Raw genomic sequence first — 15,381 nt, forward strand, 5'->3', positions numbered from 1 at the left:
GCACGACCGCCCGGACACACGTCGTGCGGAACCGTACCGCGGGGCGGGGCGAGGCGAGTCAGGCCAGCACCGGCAGACCGACGGCCGCGTCCACCGCTATGGCCAGGAACAACCCCGTGAGATAGCTGTTCGACAGGTGGAACAGCTTCATCGGGTTGACCTCCGCGCCCCTGCGCACTCCGCTGTGCAGCCGGTGGGCCATGGCCAGGAAGGTGACCCCGACGATGAACGCCCAGGCGACGTAGATCCAGCTCGTCACCGGGATCAGCAGCAGCGTGCTGAGCACCGTCGCCCACGAGTAGGCGAGGATCCGCGCGGAGACCTGCTGCGGGGTGGCGACCACGGGAAGCATCGGCACGGCCGCGCGCTCGTAGTCCTCCCGGTACTTCATGGCCAGTGACCAGAAGTGCGGCGGTGTCCAGAGGAAGACCACCGCGAACATCACCAGTGCGGGCCAGGCCACGGTGTTCTCCACGGCGGCCCAGCCCACCAGCACCGGCATGCAACCGGCGGCACCGCCCCAGACGATGTTCTGGGGCGTGCGCCGCTTGAGCAGCAGCGTGTAGACGAAGACGTAGAACAGCGTGGCCGACAGGGCCAGCGCGGCCGCCAGCAGGTTGGCCCCCGCCCACAGCACGGCGAAGGACAGCACGCTCAACGCGATGCTGAACACCAGGGCGTGGGCGCGGGAGATGCGGTAGCTGACCAGCGGGCGCGACTTGGTCCGGTCCATCACCGAGTCGATGTCCGAGTCGATCACGCAGTTGAGCGCGTTGGCGCTGCCCGCCGCCATGGTTCCGCCGACCAGCGTCACCAGCACCAGCCCCAGCGGGGGGATGCCGCGTTCGGCCAGGAACATGGCCGGGATGGTGGTCACCAGCAGCTGCTCGATGACGCGGGGCTTGGTCAACGAGAGGTAGGCACCGAACAGTCCTCGGACCCCGGTTCCCCCCGAGGTCAGCCCCTCCCGGGCGGATTGCTTCGTGGTTGTCATGAGTGCGCCGATCCGGTTTCCTCGGCGGCCCCTGCGGCGGAGCCGGATGCTGCCGTGTTCCAGGCACGGAACCACTGGACCACCTTGTGCTCGGCGAAGAAGGCCCCGAAGGGAATCGTTCCCGCGAGCAGGACGAGCAGCATCGGACCGACCGGAACCCGCAACAGTCGGGTTATCAGCAGGGCCAGCACCAGGTAGACCATGTACAGCCACCCGTGGGCGATGCCGATGGCGGTCGTGGCGTTCTCCCCGAACCGTTGGACGTCGGTGCCGACCGGCCAGCCGTACTTGCCCACCATCGCCAGGCACAGCGCGATCAGCAGCACGGCCGTCACGTACGCCATCACCCGGTAACCGGTCAGTAGAACACTCGGCTTCACGACAACTCCCTCAATCCCGCCTCGTGCCCGCACCAGGACCACCGCGGCGACGTGCCCACCGCTGCGACGCGGGGGCCCGACCGCCGACGACGACCCACCGGCTGAGGCGGGGCACCGTGACTGCCCATTGTTGGAAACCGTACGCCACGCCCTCGGCCCGCTCGCGACTACCTGCTGTCGAGAGTGGCGCCGCCCACGTCACGGCGGCGGGAAACCGTCGTGACACGGGCACGCGTGACCGCGATCTCCCGTGGCGGGACGATGATAGGACCCGGGGAGAGGACCGCAGGGACACAGCCGCCCCACCGGCCGGTTGGGCCGGGATCCGGGCGCCGACGGAACGGCGCTCCACCGAAGCCACGCGGGCCCGGAGGCCGGGCCCCGCGCCCCGACGAAGGGGCGTCGCCCGCCCGGCCGGCACCTCGACGGCGCCGTGGGAGCTCCTCCACCTGCCGACGGATTCGATCGGGAGCGGCGCGCGGAATCCGTCCACGAGAAGGAAACAAAAACCCTCGTATTTCACGTACTTAGCTCGTTCGAGTGAGAAAACGGACGTGCGCAGCACGCTTGAACAACGAACCCGCTCTGCCTGCTTAGGATACCCGACAGCACAGTCTCGATCAGAAATGCGGTGGACTATGGAAGACGAGGCCATCGTTCCCCTGCGACCGGGGTTCGATAACGAGTTCCGCGGTTTCAACCGCAAACAGGTTCTGGAACATATCGAACTGCTCGAGGACCAGATACGAATTCTCGTCACCGATCGCGACGAGGCGATCCGGCTCAACGAGGACCAGCGGCGCATCACCGACGAGACCCGTCGGCAGATGGAGGAGACCACCAACGAACTGCGGCGGCTCCAGAACGCCGAGACCGGGCAGCCGTACGCCACGGCGCGCATGCAGCACATGCTCAACATGGCCGAGGAGGAAGCCACGGCCATTCGTGAGCACGCCAACCGCGAGGCCGAGACCATCCGCGGCGTCGCCGAAACCGACGCGGAACAGATCCGGAAGGAGGCCGAGGAGCGAGCGGCCGAACTCCGCAAGGAGTGCGCCGAACTGGTCGAGGACCTGGAACGGCGTCGCCAGCACATGGACGAGGAGCACGCGGCCCGCTCCGCCGAGCTGGACGCCAAGGCCGACCAGCTCCAGCAGGTCTACACCAGCACCTACGAAGAGGCCATGAACGTCGCCCGCGCGGAGGCCGACGAGCTGCTCCGGAACACCAGGGAACGCTGCGCGGACCTGGAGGAGCGGGCACACCGCAAGCACTCCGAACTCATGGCCGACCTGCGCGGCAGGGCCGAGCGGCTGGAGGAGGTGCGGAACGCACTGCTGCAACACGTGGAGGCGCTGGTGAACACCGCCGGCCAGCAGCGAACCGTGCTCGACGAACAGCTGAAGCCGCTGACGATCGTCGAGCCGGAGGACCAGGCCTCCAGCACCGCCGCGCCCTCCGGGGAACACACCCAGCCCGGGAACGGAAGTTCGGAGCCCACGGCCGCCACGGGCAGGGACACCACCGACACCCGGATCCCCGTGCAGTCCGGCAACGGGACGGCCGAGTCCACGCACCGCCCGATCCCCCTCGACCCGGTCACCGAGGACGACCCGGTACACGAGGAAGTTCCCGTGCTGAACCGGATGGGCAACTGGGGCGACGACGGCGGCAACCAACCCTACTCCGTCGAATACGGACACTGATTCGATGTTTGCTGAGTTGACGTCACTGTTTCCGGTCGGATGGCATCCGCTCCGACTCGGACTCGCGGCACTGTGCGGAGCCCTGGTCACCGCGCTGCCCGCGGTGATCCTGCTCGTCCGCGCCCGACGGCGCAACACCCGTCTGCGCAGGCAGCTGGCCAGACTGACCACCTCGACGGCACTGCTCACCGGAACGGGACGCAACGGGCAGCCGCGCAGGATAGGTGCGGAGCACGAACCCGACACGGACCCCTCGGAGAAGTCCCCCGCACAACACGCGGAAGCCCCGCCCCGACAGCCCGACCCCGGAAGCTCGCCGCCTCCCGCACCACGGGACCCCGTCGAGCAGGAAACGGTTCCCGACGCCCTTCGCACCCCCGCGCCACAGGCGGATCCGGTGGGCGGCGAGTCGGGGGGCGCGCTCGGCGGAGAACACCCGATCGGTCGGGACGGGGCACAACAACCCACCGGTGACGAGGCCCGGTTCGGCAGCCAGGAAATAGCCGAGCGATTCCGGCGCGAATACGCAGCGGCCATGGACGACAGCAGACAACGACTGGAGGAGCTGCGCACCAGACTCACCGGCGAACTGGGCGCACGCGGAACGGAACAGTCGAGCGACGACCAGCGGTCGACGAGCTGACCACAGCGGCCCCGCCCGGACCGCTGCCCGTGTCCGGGACGTTCGTGCCACCGCACGAGCGCTCCAGGCCACCGACCCGAGAACCCCATCCGCTCCGTCGGGAACAGGCCGACGTCGCGGAGGCAATGGCGGACAGGAGGACTCGACATGGAAGACGCCGCCGACGCCGTGGTGCCCCTCAGACCCGGGTTCGACGTGACGTTTCGCGGTTTCGACCGCGACCAGGTCCTGGAACACCTCGAGATGTTGGAGACCCAGCTGGAACTGGTCACGATCGACCGCAACGAGGCCACCCGGCTCAACTCGGACCTGCGTGCCCTCTACGACCAGACCCGCGAGGAGCTCACCGCGACCCAGCAGCGTCTGCGGCACCTGGAAACCTCCGACACCGGTCTTCCGGAGCTCTCCCAACGCCTCAGGGAGATGCTCGAGACGACCGAGGAGGAGTTGCAGACGCTGCGGGAGCAGGCCAGGCACGAGGCGGAGACCATCCGCGGTGCCGCCGAGACCGAGGCGGAGCAGCTGGTCGAACAGGCCGAGAACACGGTCGGGGAACTGCACGAACAGTGCGAGCGGGTGCTCGACGAGGTCGAACGCAGGCACGAGCGGCTGCGGGGGGAACGGAACCGTCAGCTGAGCGAGCTGCGCACCCGGGAACAGCGCATGAGACGGGCGGTCCGGGACGCCTACAAGTCCCTGATGGACTCGGCACGTCAACAGGCGGCCGAACTCACCGAACGGACCCGTCAGGAGTGCGCCCGTCGCGAAGCCGAAACCGAGCGCTACCGGCAGCGTGTCTTCGAGGAGATCGAACACAACCGTTCCGAACTCGAAACGCTGCGCAACCAGATCATGACCGCCCTGGACACGGCCACCAACCGGATAGGCTTCTCCGTCTTCGCGCTCGGCGAGGGCGAGAACGTTCGTACGGAGGAACCCGGAACGGCCTCCTCCGAGCTCGACGAGGCACCCGCCGGTGGGGCGTGGCTTCCCTCCCCGCGCAAGAACCTGCGGGTCACCACCGTGATGGGAACCCCGCCGCAGCCCTCCGGGAGTTCCGCGGGAACGGAGTCCGAGGCCTCCCCGGAGTCCGGGACGGTCCCGGCGGAGGACGAGCGGCACGAGGACTCCTCCGGCGGCTCGCACGGGAACGGACGGAAGCCCCACGGCACCGACACCCCCGACCCGATCGGACAGAGCTGACCCACACGGAGGGAGACCATGTCACTGGCGCAGTCCACCGTCCCGGCCGTAGATCTGCTGGTGCTGGCTCTGCTGGTCGGTTTCGGACTCGCCTCGGCGGTGTTCGTGCCGTTGCTGCGTCGCCAGCACCGGCACAGCCCCCGGACGGCGAGGCGTTCGGGGCGTGCCCGTCGGGCGCGTCCCGACGCCGCCGTGGCCGCGAGTCCCACCGTCCTGGCCCGCTCCACGGCGGACCAGGACGGGAACGTCCGTCCCCTCCCCGGGGAGGGGACCGCCGAGGGTGCCGCCCACCGGGCGGACGGGCACGAGGATCAGGGGACCTGGGAAGAGGCGGAGCGTGTCTTCCGCAGCGGCACGAGCCGGTGGCAACGACGGCTCGAACGGTGCACGACGGAACACACGGTACGCTTCGGACGGACACGAGCACGTCTGTCGCGCGTAACCCGGCAGTTGGGAATCGACGACTCCACCGCGGGGTGAGGGATCCGGGCCGCCGTCGGACGGGTTTCCGCATCGGCCAAGGAGTGTTTCGTGAGCACCTCGTCCCCCGGTGAGAGGACCGTTTACCTGGTGGGCACCACCGGACACCCCAACTACGGGGACGAGGTCATCGCCGCCACCTGGCTGAAGTACCTGGCCCGGCACGAGCCCACCGCCACGGTGTGGTTGGACTGCCCGAACCCCGGTCCCAGCGAGGTGCTGCTCGGGGATCTGCACCCGAACGTGCGTTTCACCGACACGTTCTGGCGACTGTGCTGGCACGCCTCCTCCAGCGAACCGTGGCAGGTGGCCGCCTTCGTCCGCCGTGCCGTCCGGGACCCCGGCTTGGCTCCCCGCTGGGTGGCGGGCATCGAGCTCGCGCGGCGAGCCGACGTGATGCACGTGATCGGCGGGGGCTATGTCAACGGGATCTGGCCGCACCACATCGGACTGCTGGCCGCGGTGGTGGCCAGCGGTGAGTACTCCGGGGCGCGCCTGGCGATGACCGGCCAGGGGCTGACCCCGGTGGCCGCCGAGGGGCTGCCACTGCTGCGGGAGCTGGCACACCGGTTCGACGTGGTCGACGTCCGGGACGGCCCCTCCCACGAGGCGTTGAGCGGGGTTCCCGGCGTGACCGCCGTCGGCGACGACCTCTTCTTCGACACCGACACGCAGCGCCATGAGCACCAGGACGTTCCCGAGGTGATGGTCTGCGTGCAGTCGGACCTGCTCACGGTCAGCGCCGCGAGCCTGGCGGGCCACGTGCTGCACACCCTGCGTGACTGGGGCGTGCCGCCCGCTCGGGTCGGCTTCGTGGAGGGGATCCCCCGGGTGGACCGGGAGGTGTTCGCGTTGGTCGAGCACGAACTGCCCGGTGCCCGGTTCTACCCCTTCTCCGAGATCACGAAACGGGGCCTGCCCGTCGACCCCGGGCAGCGTTGGTTGTCCACCCGCTTCCACATGCACCTGGTGGCCGCGGCGGCCGGGGCGAGCGGAGCCGCCGTCGTGATCGACACCAACTACTACACCAACAAGCACATGTCGCTGGTCGAACGGGGCTCCGGATGGTCGCTGACCACGGACCTGGGCACGCCTTCCCAGCCCACGGGAGGATTCGACCCCAGCACCCTGCGCAAGCTGCGGACGTCCAAGTCCTCACTGGCGCAGCGGATCTACTGAGGACACCGGCGACGCGGAACTCCCGCACGGCCGGAGACGCTCCCCGCCGTGCGGGAAGCCACGTCACTCAGCGGTCGCTCCCCTGTGGGGAAGCCACCGCGCGGTGGGCCACTGTTCCCGTTCCCACGCGCTGTTCCAGAACAGCCACTCGTACTCGCTGCACCGCACGAACGCGGTGAGCATCCGCTGTCTGGTCCGTTCGTCCGCGGCCGAGGCCAGTCTGTCGGTCAGCTCCCTGGCTCCGAGCACGGCGGTGGCGAACTCCTCGTCGGCGTAGGTCTCGATCCACCGCCCGTAGGGGTGCTCGGCGGTGTCCCCGGTCTCCTCCAGGATCGTGCTTCCCACGTGCTGGTACACCCAGAAGCACGGCAGCAGCGCGGCGACCAGCACCGGATAGGGAGAGCTCTGCGCGCTCGCCCGCAGGTAGGAGGTGTAGGCCAGGCACGTCGGTGAGGTCTCGATGCCGGCCGTCTCCCGCTCGGTGAGGCCGAACCGTTCGAAGTAACCGGCGTGCAGTGCGCGCTCCTCGGCCAGGGCGCCGTGGGCGCTGCGCGCCAGGAACTCGGCGTCCTCCGGTTCGTCGGCCCGGGCCGCCGCCCCCGCCAGTGCCTGGGCGAAGCCGACGAGGTAGCGGGAGTCCTGGACGAGGTAGAACACGAACCGGTCGCGCTGGAGTGTTCCCTCCGCCAGGGCACGGTTGAACGGATGCCGCACGATCGCCCGCTGCAACTCGGCGGTGTGCCGCCACGCCTCGGCGCAGAACCCGTCCGGGTCGGGCTCGGGCAGTCGATGACTCACGAGATCGCCCCCTTGTGGCGCGCGGGGTCACCGGCGGAGAGGCCCGGGGGGTCCTCCGTGCCGTCCCACCACCGGTGGAAGTGGTGCACCGGCCCGTGGCCGTGTCCGACGTCGAGGAGGTCGGCGGCCCGCAGGGCACCGGTCAGGTAGTCCTTCGCCTCGCGTACCGCCACGGACCAGTCCGGGGTGCCGGTCCGCAGGGCGGCGACGGCGGCCGACAGGGTGCAGCCGGTCCCGTGGTCGTTGTCGGTGTCGACTCGACGGCCGTGCAGGAACTCGGCCTTCCCGGCGGTGTAGAGCACGTCGACGCTGTGCCGCGCTGCCAGGTGCCCGCCTTTCAACAGCACCCGGGGGACACCGAGTTCGGCCAGGCGAGCCGCCTGGGCCGGCATGTTCTCGGTGTCGTCGAGTTCCGGCTCCCCGAGCAGGTCGGCGGCCTCCGGCAGGTTCGGCGTGACGAGGTCCACGTGGGGCAGCAGTTCCTCACGCAGGGCCGTGACGGCCTCGGCGGCGAGCAGGCGGTCCCCGCTCTTGGCGACCATGACGGGGTCGAGCACCACGTTGGGCAGCGCGTAGCGACGCAGCTCGGCGGCCACGACCCTGATGATCTCGGCCTCCGAGAGCATCCCGATCTTGACCGCGTCCACCCGCACGTCGTCCAGCAGGGTCCGCAACTGGTCGGCCACGAACCCGGCCGGGACGGGATGCACCGAGCTGACCCCGGTGGTGGTCTGGGCGACCAGCGCCGTGATCACCGACATCCCGTAGGTGCGGTGGGCGGAGAAGGTCTTCAGATCGGCCTGCACCCCCGCTCCCCCACTGGGGTCGGTGCCCGCGATGGTCAGAACATTGGGGATCACTGACGCCCCTTTCCGAGCGGGACGCGCACGTCACCCGCTCCGGCGTCCCCGGACGAACTCCACCGGTGTCGCGACCGGACACCGTCCGTGGGCCGTGAGAGGCGTGTACGACGGCACGGCAGTACCGACGGCATGCGACGTCCCTCCGCTAGTCCGAACTAGGTCAGGTTCGACGGGTCTCTCTCAGCCCGGCGGCGAGCCGGGCACCCCGCGTCACTTCCCGAACCACCGGGCGCTGCCCGTCGGTTCGGCGCACCAAACATAGCAGCGGAGGTCAACGGTGCGGCCCGTTCGCCCTATTCGATCAGCCCCACGGGAAAACCGGGGAACAGCGGCTCACCCACGCGGACCTGTTGGTGCAGCGTCCCGGTGGCGAGGGCGCGCACGTGCTCGTGCCGCCGCCCCCTCCGGACCTCGGCCAGTGGCTGTCCGGCACGGACGAGACTTCCCTCGGTGGCCAACCAACGCACGAGCACGGCGCGGGTGTTGCCCGGCGCGCGGTCGGGGTGTTCGGCGCAGTACAGCAGCTCCGTCATCCTCCGTCTCCGAGTGATCGTCCGAACGTCCCCGCCCCCCGTGCCGGTCACGTTCGTTGGGAACCGGTTCTCGCCCCCCGAACGGAGCCTGTGCAACACGACGTGTCCGCCGCAAGACCGTGCGGGCTCGGGCGGGAACACGTTCGCGGGCACCGGTGGAGTCCCGGTGCTGTTCGACCGTTTCCCTCCGCGAGTGCCACGGTCCCCGGAGAGCGCGAGCCTCCGCGAAAAGCGACATATGTCACATCATCGGTAAATCACACCACACAGCGGATCCGCACCCGTGAACGGTCGCGCCGCTGCCGACTAGAGTTGGGGTAATGAATAGCACTACCGAGGGACTCAGCAGCACGCTCTCTCGGCAGGAGGGTCAGGACCCCGCTGCGGTATGGGCTCCGCTGACCAACCTCGCCGAGGCCGCGGCGCAGTACGCGAACGACTCCACGACGGTGGCCATCAACCGTGGATTCGACCGTAAGGCGCGGGAACGCGCCCGAGCACTGCGGCAGCTGCTCAACGAACGCGGTGTGAACGTCACGGAGATCACCCCCGCTCCGGACAGCGAGGAGCTGCTCGACGACGCCAGGGTCAACTCCGTGGTGAACCTGGTGGGCACCGGGTCCTGGCAACCCTACCGCCTGGCGGCCAAGGAGGGTGCCGCCCTGCTGGCGCCCTGCCCGGAGGAGAGCGAGCCGGGGGAGAGCGTCCGGCGCGACGTCATCGCGATGACCCGTCAGGACTCCACCCGGGATGCCGCGCTGACCCGGGTCGTGATCGTCCCGGAGACCCCGGAGGAGAGCAGCATCACCCTGACCAGGGCCGGGGAGCCGCTTTCCGTTCCGGGTGGGGAGGTGACCATCACGCTGCACGAGGGACTGTTGGACGTTCGCCTGCGGGGTTCCGACTACGCCGAACAGCGTTTCACCGCCGAACGGCTCAGCGTCGAGACCCACGGCGCCCCGCACCGGCTCGTGCGGGACGAGATGCCGGTCGCGGAGTTCGAGGGAACCCTGGACTTCACCTGCGAACAGGACGGGCTGGTCGTCCACTCCGTCTGACCCCGTTCGTTCAGTGCCGCCGGCCCCGGGTGCGACGACCGAACGCTGTCGTCAACCCGGCCGCGGCCAACAGGGGCACCGCCAGCGGCAGCGGTGCCGAGCCCACCGGAAGAACCAGATTCACCAGCGTCCACAGCGCGAGCAGGACCGCCGCGCAGGCCAGCAGCAGCGCCGTGAGCGTCAACAGCCGACGGTGTCGCGGCAGCTCACGAAGTTTCCTCCGCGCGTTCGGGTCCATGCCCCGCACGGTCATCGCGAGCGGAAGCGCGGTGACGGCCAGAATCAGCGCGCCGAGCACCGAGTCCCCACGCCGGGCCCTGTCCCCCAGGGTGACCAGCAACCCGGCGACTCCGAGGGCCAGCACGAGAAACGTTCTGCTCAGGGCACGCCACAGCCACTGGTCGTAGTCGGTCACTCCTGGTGGCCCCTTCTCTGGTGTCGGGGCGCCCGCGCCGAAGCGGGACGCCGGAACGGGGAGGGGCTCCCAGTCTGGCAGCACCCGGCCGGTCGTGGATGTTCGTGGGCCCCGCCTCTTTTCTCGTGGCGGCGCGCAAGGCATTATCTACTCACCAGTAGGTAAAGGATGCGAGGTGCTGCGTGACCGGAGAACGGGCTTCCGAGACGCGACGTCGCGGGAAACGGGTCGGCACGGCCCTGAGGAACTGGGCGCAACGACACGCCCCGCTGGCCCTGGACGTGCTCACCCTGACCAGACAGGGAGTCGTGCGCCCCATGCGCCCCGACAGGCTGTTGCGCACGGCGCTCGCCTACCGGCGCTGGGGAGTCACTCTTCCGCTGGGCTACGCCATCGGCGCAGTACGCCATCCCGACCGACCGGCGGTGATCGACGAGCGCGGAGCGTTGAGCTTCGCCGAGGTGGACCAGCGCACCACACGGCTCGCCCACGGGCTCCGCGAGCACGGCCTCGTCTCCGGCGGCAGGATCGGCATCCTGTGCCGCAACCACCACGGCTTCGTCGAGGCCCTGATCGCCGCGGGGAAGTTGGGCGTGGACTCCGTGCTGCTCAACACCGGAATGAGCTCCGAACAGCTCACCGCGGTGCTCGACGAGCAGAACGTGCGGATCCTGGTCACGGACTCCGAGTTCGTCGACAAACACAGCCTGCCCCCGGACGTGTTCGTCGTGGTCGCCTGGACCGAGGGCACCACGAGCCACACCACACTGGAACAGTTGATCGGTCGTTCCGAGGCGCTGCCGCTCCCGAAACGCCCCCGGCACGGGCGGATGATCGTGCTCACCTCCGGAACCACCGGAACACCGAAGGGAGCCCGCAGGCCCGACCCACCGAGCCTGCGACCGGCCACCACGATCATGTCCCGCGTCCCGCTGCGCAGCGGGGAACGCATGATGATATGCGCTCCGCTCTTCCACACCTGGGGGCTGGCGGGATTCCAGCTCGGAACGGTGCTCGGGGCCACCCTGGTGCTGCACCGCCGGTTCGACCCGCAGCAGACCGTGGCCGCCCTGCAACGGCACCGCTGCACCTCGATGTTCGCTGTGCCGGTGATGCTGCAACGGCTGCTCGAACTCCCCGAAGAACGGCGCCGCTGCCACGACCACCGCTGCCTGCGCATCGTGGCCTGTAGCGGCTCGGCCCTGTCCAGCACCCTCGCGCACGACTTCCAACGCGTCTTCGGGCCCGTGCTGTACAACTTCTACGGCTCCACCGAGGCCTCCTGGGTCAGCATCGCCACGCCCGAGGACCTGCGTACTGCTCCGGGCACGGCGGGCCTCCCCCCACGCGGGACAACCGTACGGATCCTGGAGGAGGACGGATCCCCGGTTCCGCACGACACCGTCGGCGCGGTGCACGTGAGCAACGAGATGCTGTTCGAGGGCTACACCAACGGCGCGGAGGTCCCCCGGAGGGACGGCCTCATGCCCACCGGGGACCTGGGCTATCTCGACTCCCGGGGCCGCCTGTTCGTGGTCGGCCGGGCCGACGACATGATCATCTCCGGTGGGGAGAACGTCTACCCGGCCGAGACCGAGGAACTCATCGCCTCCTTCCCGGAGGTGAGCGAAGCCGTGGTGACCGGAGTCGAGGACGAGGAGTACGGTCAGCGTCTCGCCGCCTACGTGGTGCTGCACGAAGGCAGCACCCTGGACGCCGAGACCGTCCGGGAACGGACCCGGCAACGCCTCTCCGTCTTCGCCCGCCCTCGTGACGTGGTGTTCCTGGACGCGCTGCCCCGCAACGCGACCGGCAAGGTCGTTCCCTCCAGACTGCCGGACAGCTCCCCCCACCGGAACTGACCCCGGTGGGCGGCGACGCAACGCCGGTTTCGCGTACGCGAAGCGTGGCGCGTTAGGCTCACTCCGGTGAACGACCGTCTCGTGTGGATCGACTGTGAAATGACCGGGCTGGAGCTCGGCAAGGACGCCCTGATCGAGATCGCGGCGCTGGTCACCGACGCCGACCTGAACATCCTCGGCGACGGCGTGGACGTCGTCATTCACGCCGAGGAGCGGGTTCTGGAGGGGATGCCCGAGGTGGTGCGGGAGATGCACGACCGCTCGGGTCTCACCGAGGAGGTCCGCAACTCCACGGTCACGTTGGCCCAGGCCGAGCAGCAGGTGTTGGACTACCTGCGGCAGTACCTGCCCGAGGGGCGCTCCGCCCCCTTGGCGGGGAACTCGATCGCCACCGACCGGGGGTTCATCGCCAGGGACATGCCCACCCTCGACCAGTACCTGCACTACCGCATGGTGGACGTCTCCTCCGTCAAGGAGCTCTGCCGCAGGTGGTATCCGCGCGTCTACTACGCACAGCCGGAGAAGGGGTTGGCCCACCGCGCGCTGGCCGACGTACGCGAGTCGATCCGTGAACTCGCCTACTACCGGCGGACCGTGTTCGCCCCGGACCCCGGGCCGTCCAGCGAACAGGCCCAGCAGGTGGCCGCGGAACTGCTCTCCGAGGAGGAACTCGGCGGCACCGAACAGGCCCGCAGGCAGCTGGACGAGGACTGAAACGACCGGACCAGCACGCGGCAGACCTTCCTGAGCTGCGGATTCGATCATGCGGCTGCTGAAGGGGAACCCGCTGTCGGGCCGGATGAACGGCCACGCTAGGATGGGAGTCGTTGTTCCGGTGAACACCGGACAGCACGGTGGGTGTAGCTCAGTCGGTAGAGCACTGGGTTGTGGTCCCAGGAGTCGCGGGTTCGAATCCCGTCACTCACCCGGCCGAAAGCGGCCCGAGGTCGATCCTCGGGCCGCTTTTTCGTCGGGGAGCCGCGTGCCCCGCACGGGGCACGACGGTCCGGAACGAGGCCCGCCCCGTTCAGTTCTCCAGAGTGTCCTCCCGGAGCATCCTGCCCAGTTCCCGGCTCAGTTCCAACGCCCTCCGCGCCCACCGGGGGGAACTGCCGGCCAAACCGCAGGCGGGAGCGGGCAGCACCTGCTCGGCCAGGATCCGTTCGGGAAAGCCGAGTTTGCGCACGAAGTCGCGGGCGGGTTCGGCGAGTTCCCGAACCCCCGGCGTTGCGCTCGGCTCCGTGGTGGGCACCATCCCGAGCATCAGGGTCAGGCCCCGGTCCCAGGCCTCGCCGAGCTCCTCCACCAACCCACCGGAGGCCGAGCCGAGCACGGCGGCGTCCACGCCGATCACCCCGGCACCGGCCCGGTGCAGCAGTCGCACCGGTGGACGCCGGGCGCAGCAGTGCACGAACACCGGCCCGGGCCGGTCCTCGCCCAGTCTCCGGATCACCTCGGTCAGCACCCGCTCCGCCTCCGGCTCCGGCACGGCGGGCACGTTCTCGTAGCCGGAAGGGGTGGGCAGGTCCCCGGCCAGCACGGCGGGCAACGTCGGCTCGTCGAGCTGGACGAGCACCCGGGCACCGGTGCGGGAGGCCAGTTGCGCGACGTGCTCGCGCACCCCCTCCACCAGCGACTCGGTGAAGTCGCGCAGCGCGCCGTGGTCGGTCATCACGCGGTGGCCGCGTTCGAGCTCGATTCCCGCCGCCAGCGTCCAGGGGCCCGCCACCTGCACCTTCACCAGACGGGACTCGGCCTCCGCCGAGATCACCGCCTCCATGGCGTCCAGGTCCCACCGCAGCAGGTCCACCGCACGTCGGTGGTCCCGCCCGGCCGCCCGCGCCACGCGGTAGCCGGAGGGGACCACGTCCACCGCCAGGTCACGCAGCATCCCCGCCGTGTGTCCGATCACGTCGGCACCGACCCCCCTGGAAGGCAGCTCCGGCACCGGGGTCAGCTCGGGCAGTTCCCCCGCCACGATGCGAGCGGCTTCCAGCGAGTCGGTACCGGGCATGGAACCGACAGCGGTGGCAGTACCGGGTTTCCAAGGCTGTTGCGTCACGAGGTCATTCTCGCAACCGGCACACGCCGTCCACGAACACGTGGCGACCGACCCCACGGCGGAGGAACGGATCCGCGCCCGCCCACGACGGCATGGTCGCGGGCGAGCCCCCACTCACCGGGTCGCGGAGATCTTGGCGCTGCCCAACACCAGGTCCCCCTCGTCCTCCGGGCGGTAGAGCACCACGGACTGACCGGGGGCCACACCGCGCATCGGCTCGTGCAGCCGCACCCGGAAGCCGTCCTCGGTCATCTCGGCCACGGCACGTCCGGTCTCCCCGTGCGCGCGGATCTGTGCCACGCACTCGGTGGGTCCGTCCAGTGCCCGTTCCGAGGGCCACACCGGTCGGGTCGCCTCGATCTCGGTGACACCCAACCGGTCCGCCGAACCCACCGTCACCGTCCCGGAAACCGGCTCCAGGGACAGCACGTAACGCGGGCGCCCGTCGGCAGCGGGCTTGTCGATCCCGAGCCCCTTGCGCTGCCCCACGGTGAAACCGTGCACCCCGGAGTGCTGTGCGAGCACCTCGCCGGAGTCGGCGTCGACCATGTCACCGGGCCGCTGCCCCAACCGGGACTCCAGGAAGCTCCTGGTGTCACCGTCGGGGATGAAACAGATGTCGTGGCTGTCCGGTTTGCGCGCCACCGCCAGGTCCCGCCGTTCGGCCTCCTCGCGCACCTCGGACTTCAGCGAGTCCCCCAGCGGGAACATCGCGTGCCGCAGCTGTTGCGGGGTCAACGAGGCGAGCACGTAGGACTGGTCCTTGCTCTCGTCCCTGCTGCGCCGCAGCTCGGGAACACCGGACTCGTGCGAGAGCCGGGCGTAGTGGCCCGTGGAGACGGCGTCGAAGCCCAGGGCCACGGCCTTCTCCAGCAGCGCCTCGAACTTGATCTTCTCGTTGCAGGTCATGCACGGGTTCGGGGTCCGTCCCGCCGCGTACTCGCCGACGAAGGTCTCGATGACCTCCTCGTTGAACCGCTCGGCGAAGTCCCAGACGTAGAACGGGATCCCCAGCATGTCGGCGGCCCGGCGCGCGTCCCTGGAGTCCTCCACCGTGCAGCAGCCCCGTGCTCCCTTGCGCAGGGTTCCCGGTTTCGCGGACAGCGCCAGATGCACCCCGGTCACGTCGTGGCCCGCCTCGACCGCTCGTGCGGCCGCCACGGCCGAATCCACCCCGCCGCTCATCGCCGCGAGTACTCGCACCC

16 protein-coding genes, 1 tRNA gene and 1 riboswitch are annotated in these 15,381 nt (G+C 69.8%); of the genes, 9 read left to right on the forward strand and 8 right to left on the reverse strand.

From position 1 onward, the window contains the following. Positions 1-58: 58 nt before the first annotated feature. Entirely contained in the window at positions 59-994 is a 936-nt protein-coding gene (locus CEP50_RS04235; protein ID WP_106112605.1) for a heme o synthase, read from the reverse strand. Continuing rightward, positions 991-1,374 (reverse strand): DUF3817 domain-containing protein, encoded by a 384-nt coding sequence (locus CEP50_RS04240; protein ID WP_106112606.1) that lies wholly within the window; start codon positions 1,372-1,374, stop codon positions 991-993. The genes CEP50_RS04235 and CEP50_RS04240 overlap by 4 nt, the downstream gene beginning before the upstream one ends. 638 nt (positions 1,375-2,012) lie before the next feature. Here CEP50_RS04240 and CEP50_RS04245 point away from each other — a divergent pair. The 5 genes from CEP50_RS04245 (at position 2,013) to CEP50_RS04265 (ending at position 6,585) form a co-directional block, all read left to right on the forward strand. Further along, positions 2,013-3,080 carry a hypothetical protein gene (locus CEP50_RS04245; protein WP_106112607.1) on the forward strand — a complete coding sequence of 356 codons (1,068 nt, stop codon included), beginning with the start codon at positions 2,013-2,015 and terminating at the stop codon, positions 3,078-3,080. Positions 3,081-3,084: 4 nt separating this feature from the next. After that, positions 3,085-3,723, forward strand: coding sequence for a hypothetical protein (locus CEP50_RS04250; protein ID WP_146134734.1), 639 nt, complete (start codon positions 3,085-3,087; stop codon positions 3,721-3,723). 147 nt (positions 3,724-3,870) lie between these two features. Then, the gene (locus CEP50_RS04255) at positions 3,871-4,926 is read left to right on the forward strand and encodes a DivIVA domain-containing protein (protein WP_106112609.1); all 1,056 of its coding nucleotides are present in this window, start codon (positions 3,871-3,873) and stop codon (positions 4,924-4,926) included. Between the two features lie 18 nt (positions 4,927-4,944). Then, on the forward strand, positions 4,945-5,406 hold the full coding sequence (locus tag CEP50_RS04260) for a hypothetical protein (RefSeq protein WP_106112610.1): 462 nt from the start codon (positions 4,945-4,947) through the stop codon (positions 5,404-5,406). A 51-nt stretch (positions 5,407-5,457) separates the two neighbouring features. After that, complete coding sequence (locus tag CEP50_RS04265) at positions 5,458-6,585, forward strand: polysaccharide pyruvyl transferase family protein (protein ID WP_106112611.1); 1,128 nt, start codon at positions 5,458-5,460, stop codon at positions 6,583-6,585. Positions 6,586-6,648: 63 nt separating this feature from the next. Here the strand turns inward: CEP50_RS04265 and tenA are convergent, their stop codons facing one another. The 3 genes from tenA to CEP50_RS04280 form a co-directional block, all read right to left on the reverse strand. Next, positions 6,649-7,383: a thiaminase II gene (gene tenA / locus CEP50_RS04270; RefSeq protein WP_106112612.1), complete on the reverse strand. Its 735-nt coding sequence runs from the start codon at positions 7,381-7,383 to the stop codon at positions 6,649-6,651. Beyond that, a complete protein-coding gene (thiD, locus tag CEP50_RS04275; protein ID WP_106112613.1) occupies positions 7,380-8,243 on the reverse strand; it encodes a bifunctional hydroxymethylpyrimidine kinase/phosphomethylpyrimidine kinase in 864 nt (287 codons plus the stop codon). Before thiD ends, tenA begins: the two co-directional genes overlap by 4 nt. Before the next feature lie 123 nt (positions 8,244-8,366). Next, positions 8,367-8,464, reverse strand: a riboswitch (TPP riboswitch). A gap of 75 nt (positions 8,465-8,539) precedes the next feature. Next, on the reverse strand, positions 8,540-8,779 hold the full coding sequence (locus CEP50_RS04280; RefSeq protein WP_106112614.1) for a hypothetical protein: 240 nt from the start codon (positions 8,777-8,779) through the stop codon (positions 8,540-8,542). A gap of 320 nt (positions 8,780-9,099) precedes the next feature. Between CEP50_RS04280 and CEP50_RS04285 the strand changes: the two genes are divergently transcribed. After that, positions 9,100-9,837: a hypothetical protein gene (locus CEP50_RS04285; RefSeq protein ID WP_106112615.1), complete on the forward strand. Its 738-nt coding sequence runs from the start codon at positions 9,100-9,102 to the stop codon at positions 9,835-9,837. A 10-nt stretch (positions 9,838-9,847) separates the two neighbouring features. On the opposite strand, the gene CEP50_RS04290 is transcribed toward CEP50_RS04285, so the two are convergent. Further along, positions 9,848-10,252, reverse strand: coding sequence for a hypothetical protein (locus CEP50_RS04290; RefSeq protein ID WP_106112616.1), 405 nt, complete (start codon positions 10,250-10,252; stop codon positions 9,848-9,850). Between the two features lie 182 nt (positions 10,253-10,434). Here CEP50_RS04290 and CEP50_RS04295 point away from each other — a divergent pair, with 182 nt between their 5' ends. The 3 genes from CEP50_RS04295 (at position 10,435) to CEP50_RS04305 (ending at position 13,041) form a co-directional block, all read left to right on the forward strand. Beyond that, positions 10,435-12,114 carry an AMP-binding protein gene (locus CEP50_RS04295; RefSeq protein WP_106112617.1) on the forward strand — a complete coding sequence of 560 codons (1,680 nt, stop codon included), beginning with the start codon at positions 10,435-10,437 and terminating at the stop codon, positions 12,112-12,114. Between the two features lie 66 nt (positions 12,115-12,180). Further along, positions 12,181-12,828, forward strand: a complete 648-nt coding sequence (gene orn / locus CEP50_RS04300; protein ID WP_106112618.1) for an oligoribonuclease — start codon at positions 12,181-12,183, stop codon at positions 12,826-12,828. Between the two features lie 140 nt (positions 12,829-12,968). Continuing rightward, positions 12,969-13,041, forward strand: a tRNA-His gene (locus CEP50_RS04305). 100 nt (positions 13,042-13,141) lie between these two features. Here CEP50_RS04305 and CEP50_RS04310 read toward each other — a convergent pair. Beyond that, on the reverse strand, positions 13,142-14,176 hold the full coding sequence (locus tag CEP50_RS04310) for a methionine synthase (RefSeq protein WP_106112619.1): 1,035 nt from the start codon (positions 14,174-14,176) through the stop codon (positions 13,142-13,144). A gap of 114 nt (positions 14,177-14,290) precedes the next feature. Further along, positions 14,291-15,379 carry a tRNA 2-thiouridine(34) synthase MnmA gene (gene mnmA / locus CEP50_RS04315; RefSeq protein WP_106112620.1) on the reverse strand — a complete coding sequence of 363 codons (1,089 nt, stop codon included), beginning with the start codon at positions 15,377-15,379 and terminating at the stop codon, positions 14,291-14,293. Between the last annotated feature and the right edge of the window lie 2 nt (positions 15,380-15,381).

It is taken from the genome of Actinopolyspora mortivallis, from assembly GCF_003001495.1.
In the GTDB taxonomy this organism is placed as follows: Bacteria; Actinomycetota; Actinomycetes; order Mycobacteriales; family Pseudonocardiaceae; genus Actinopolyspora; species Actinopolyspora mortivallis_A.

What these genes read in the sequence shown, in the direction of transcription:
- CEP50_RS04245 (WP_106112607.1), top strand. Translation starts at nt 2,013, where the DNA reads ATGGAAGACGAGGCCATCGTTCCCCTGCGACCGGGGTTCGATAACGAG.
- CEP50_RS04260 (WP_106112610.1), top strand. Translation starts at nt 4,945, where the DNA reads ATGTCACTGGCGCAGTCCACCGTCCCGGCCGTAGATCTGCTGGTGCTG.
- CEP50_RS04280 (WP_106112614.1), bottom strand. Translation starts at nt 8,779, where the DNA reads ATGACGGAGCTGCTGTACTGCGCCGAACACCCCGACCGCGCGCCGGGC.
- CEP50_RS04255 (WP_106112609.1), top strand. Translation starts at nt 3,871, where the DNA reads ATGGAAGACGCCGCCGACGCCGTGGTGCCCCTCAGACCCGGGTTCGAC.
- CEP50_RS04235 (WP_106112605.1), bottom strand. Translation starts at nt 994, where the DNA reads ATGACAACCACGAAGCAATCCGCCCGGGAGGGGCTGACCTCGGGGGGA.
- CEP50_RS04285 (WP_106112615.1), top strand. Translation starts at nt 9,100, where the DNA reads ATGAATAGCACTACCGAGGGACTCAGCAGCACGCTCTCTCGGCAGGAG.
- CEP50_RS04250 (WP_146134734.1), top strand. Translation starts at nt 3,085, where the DNA reads ATGTTTGCTGAGTTGACGTCACTGTTTCCGGTCGGATGGCATCCGCTC.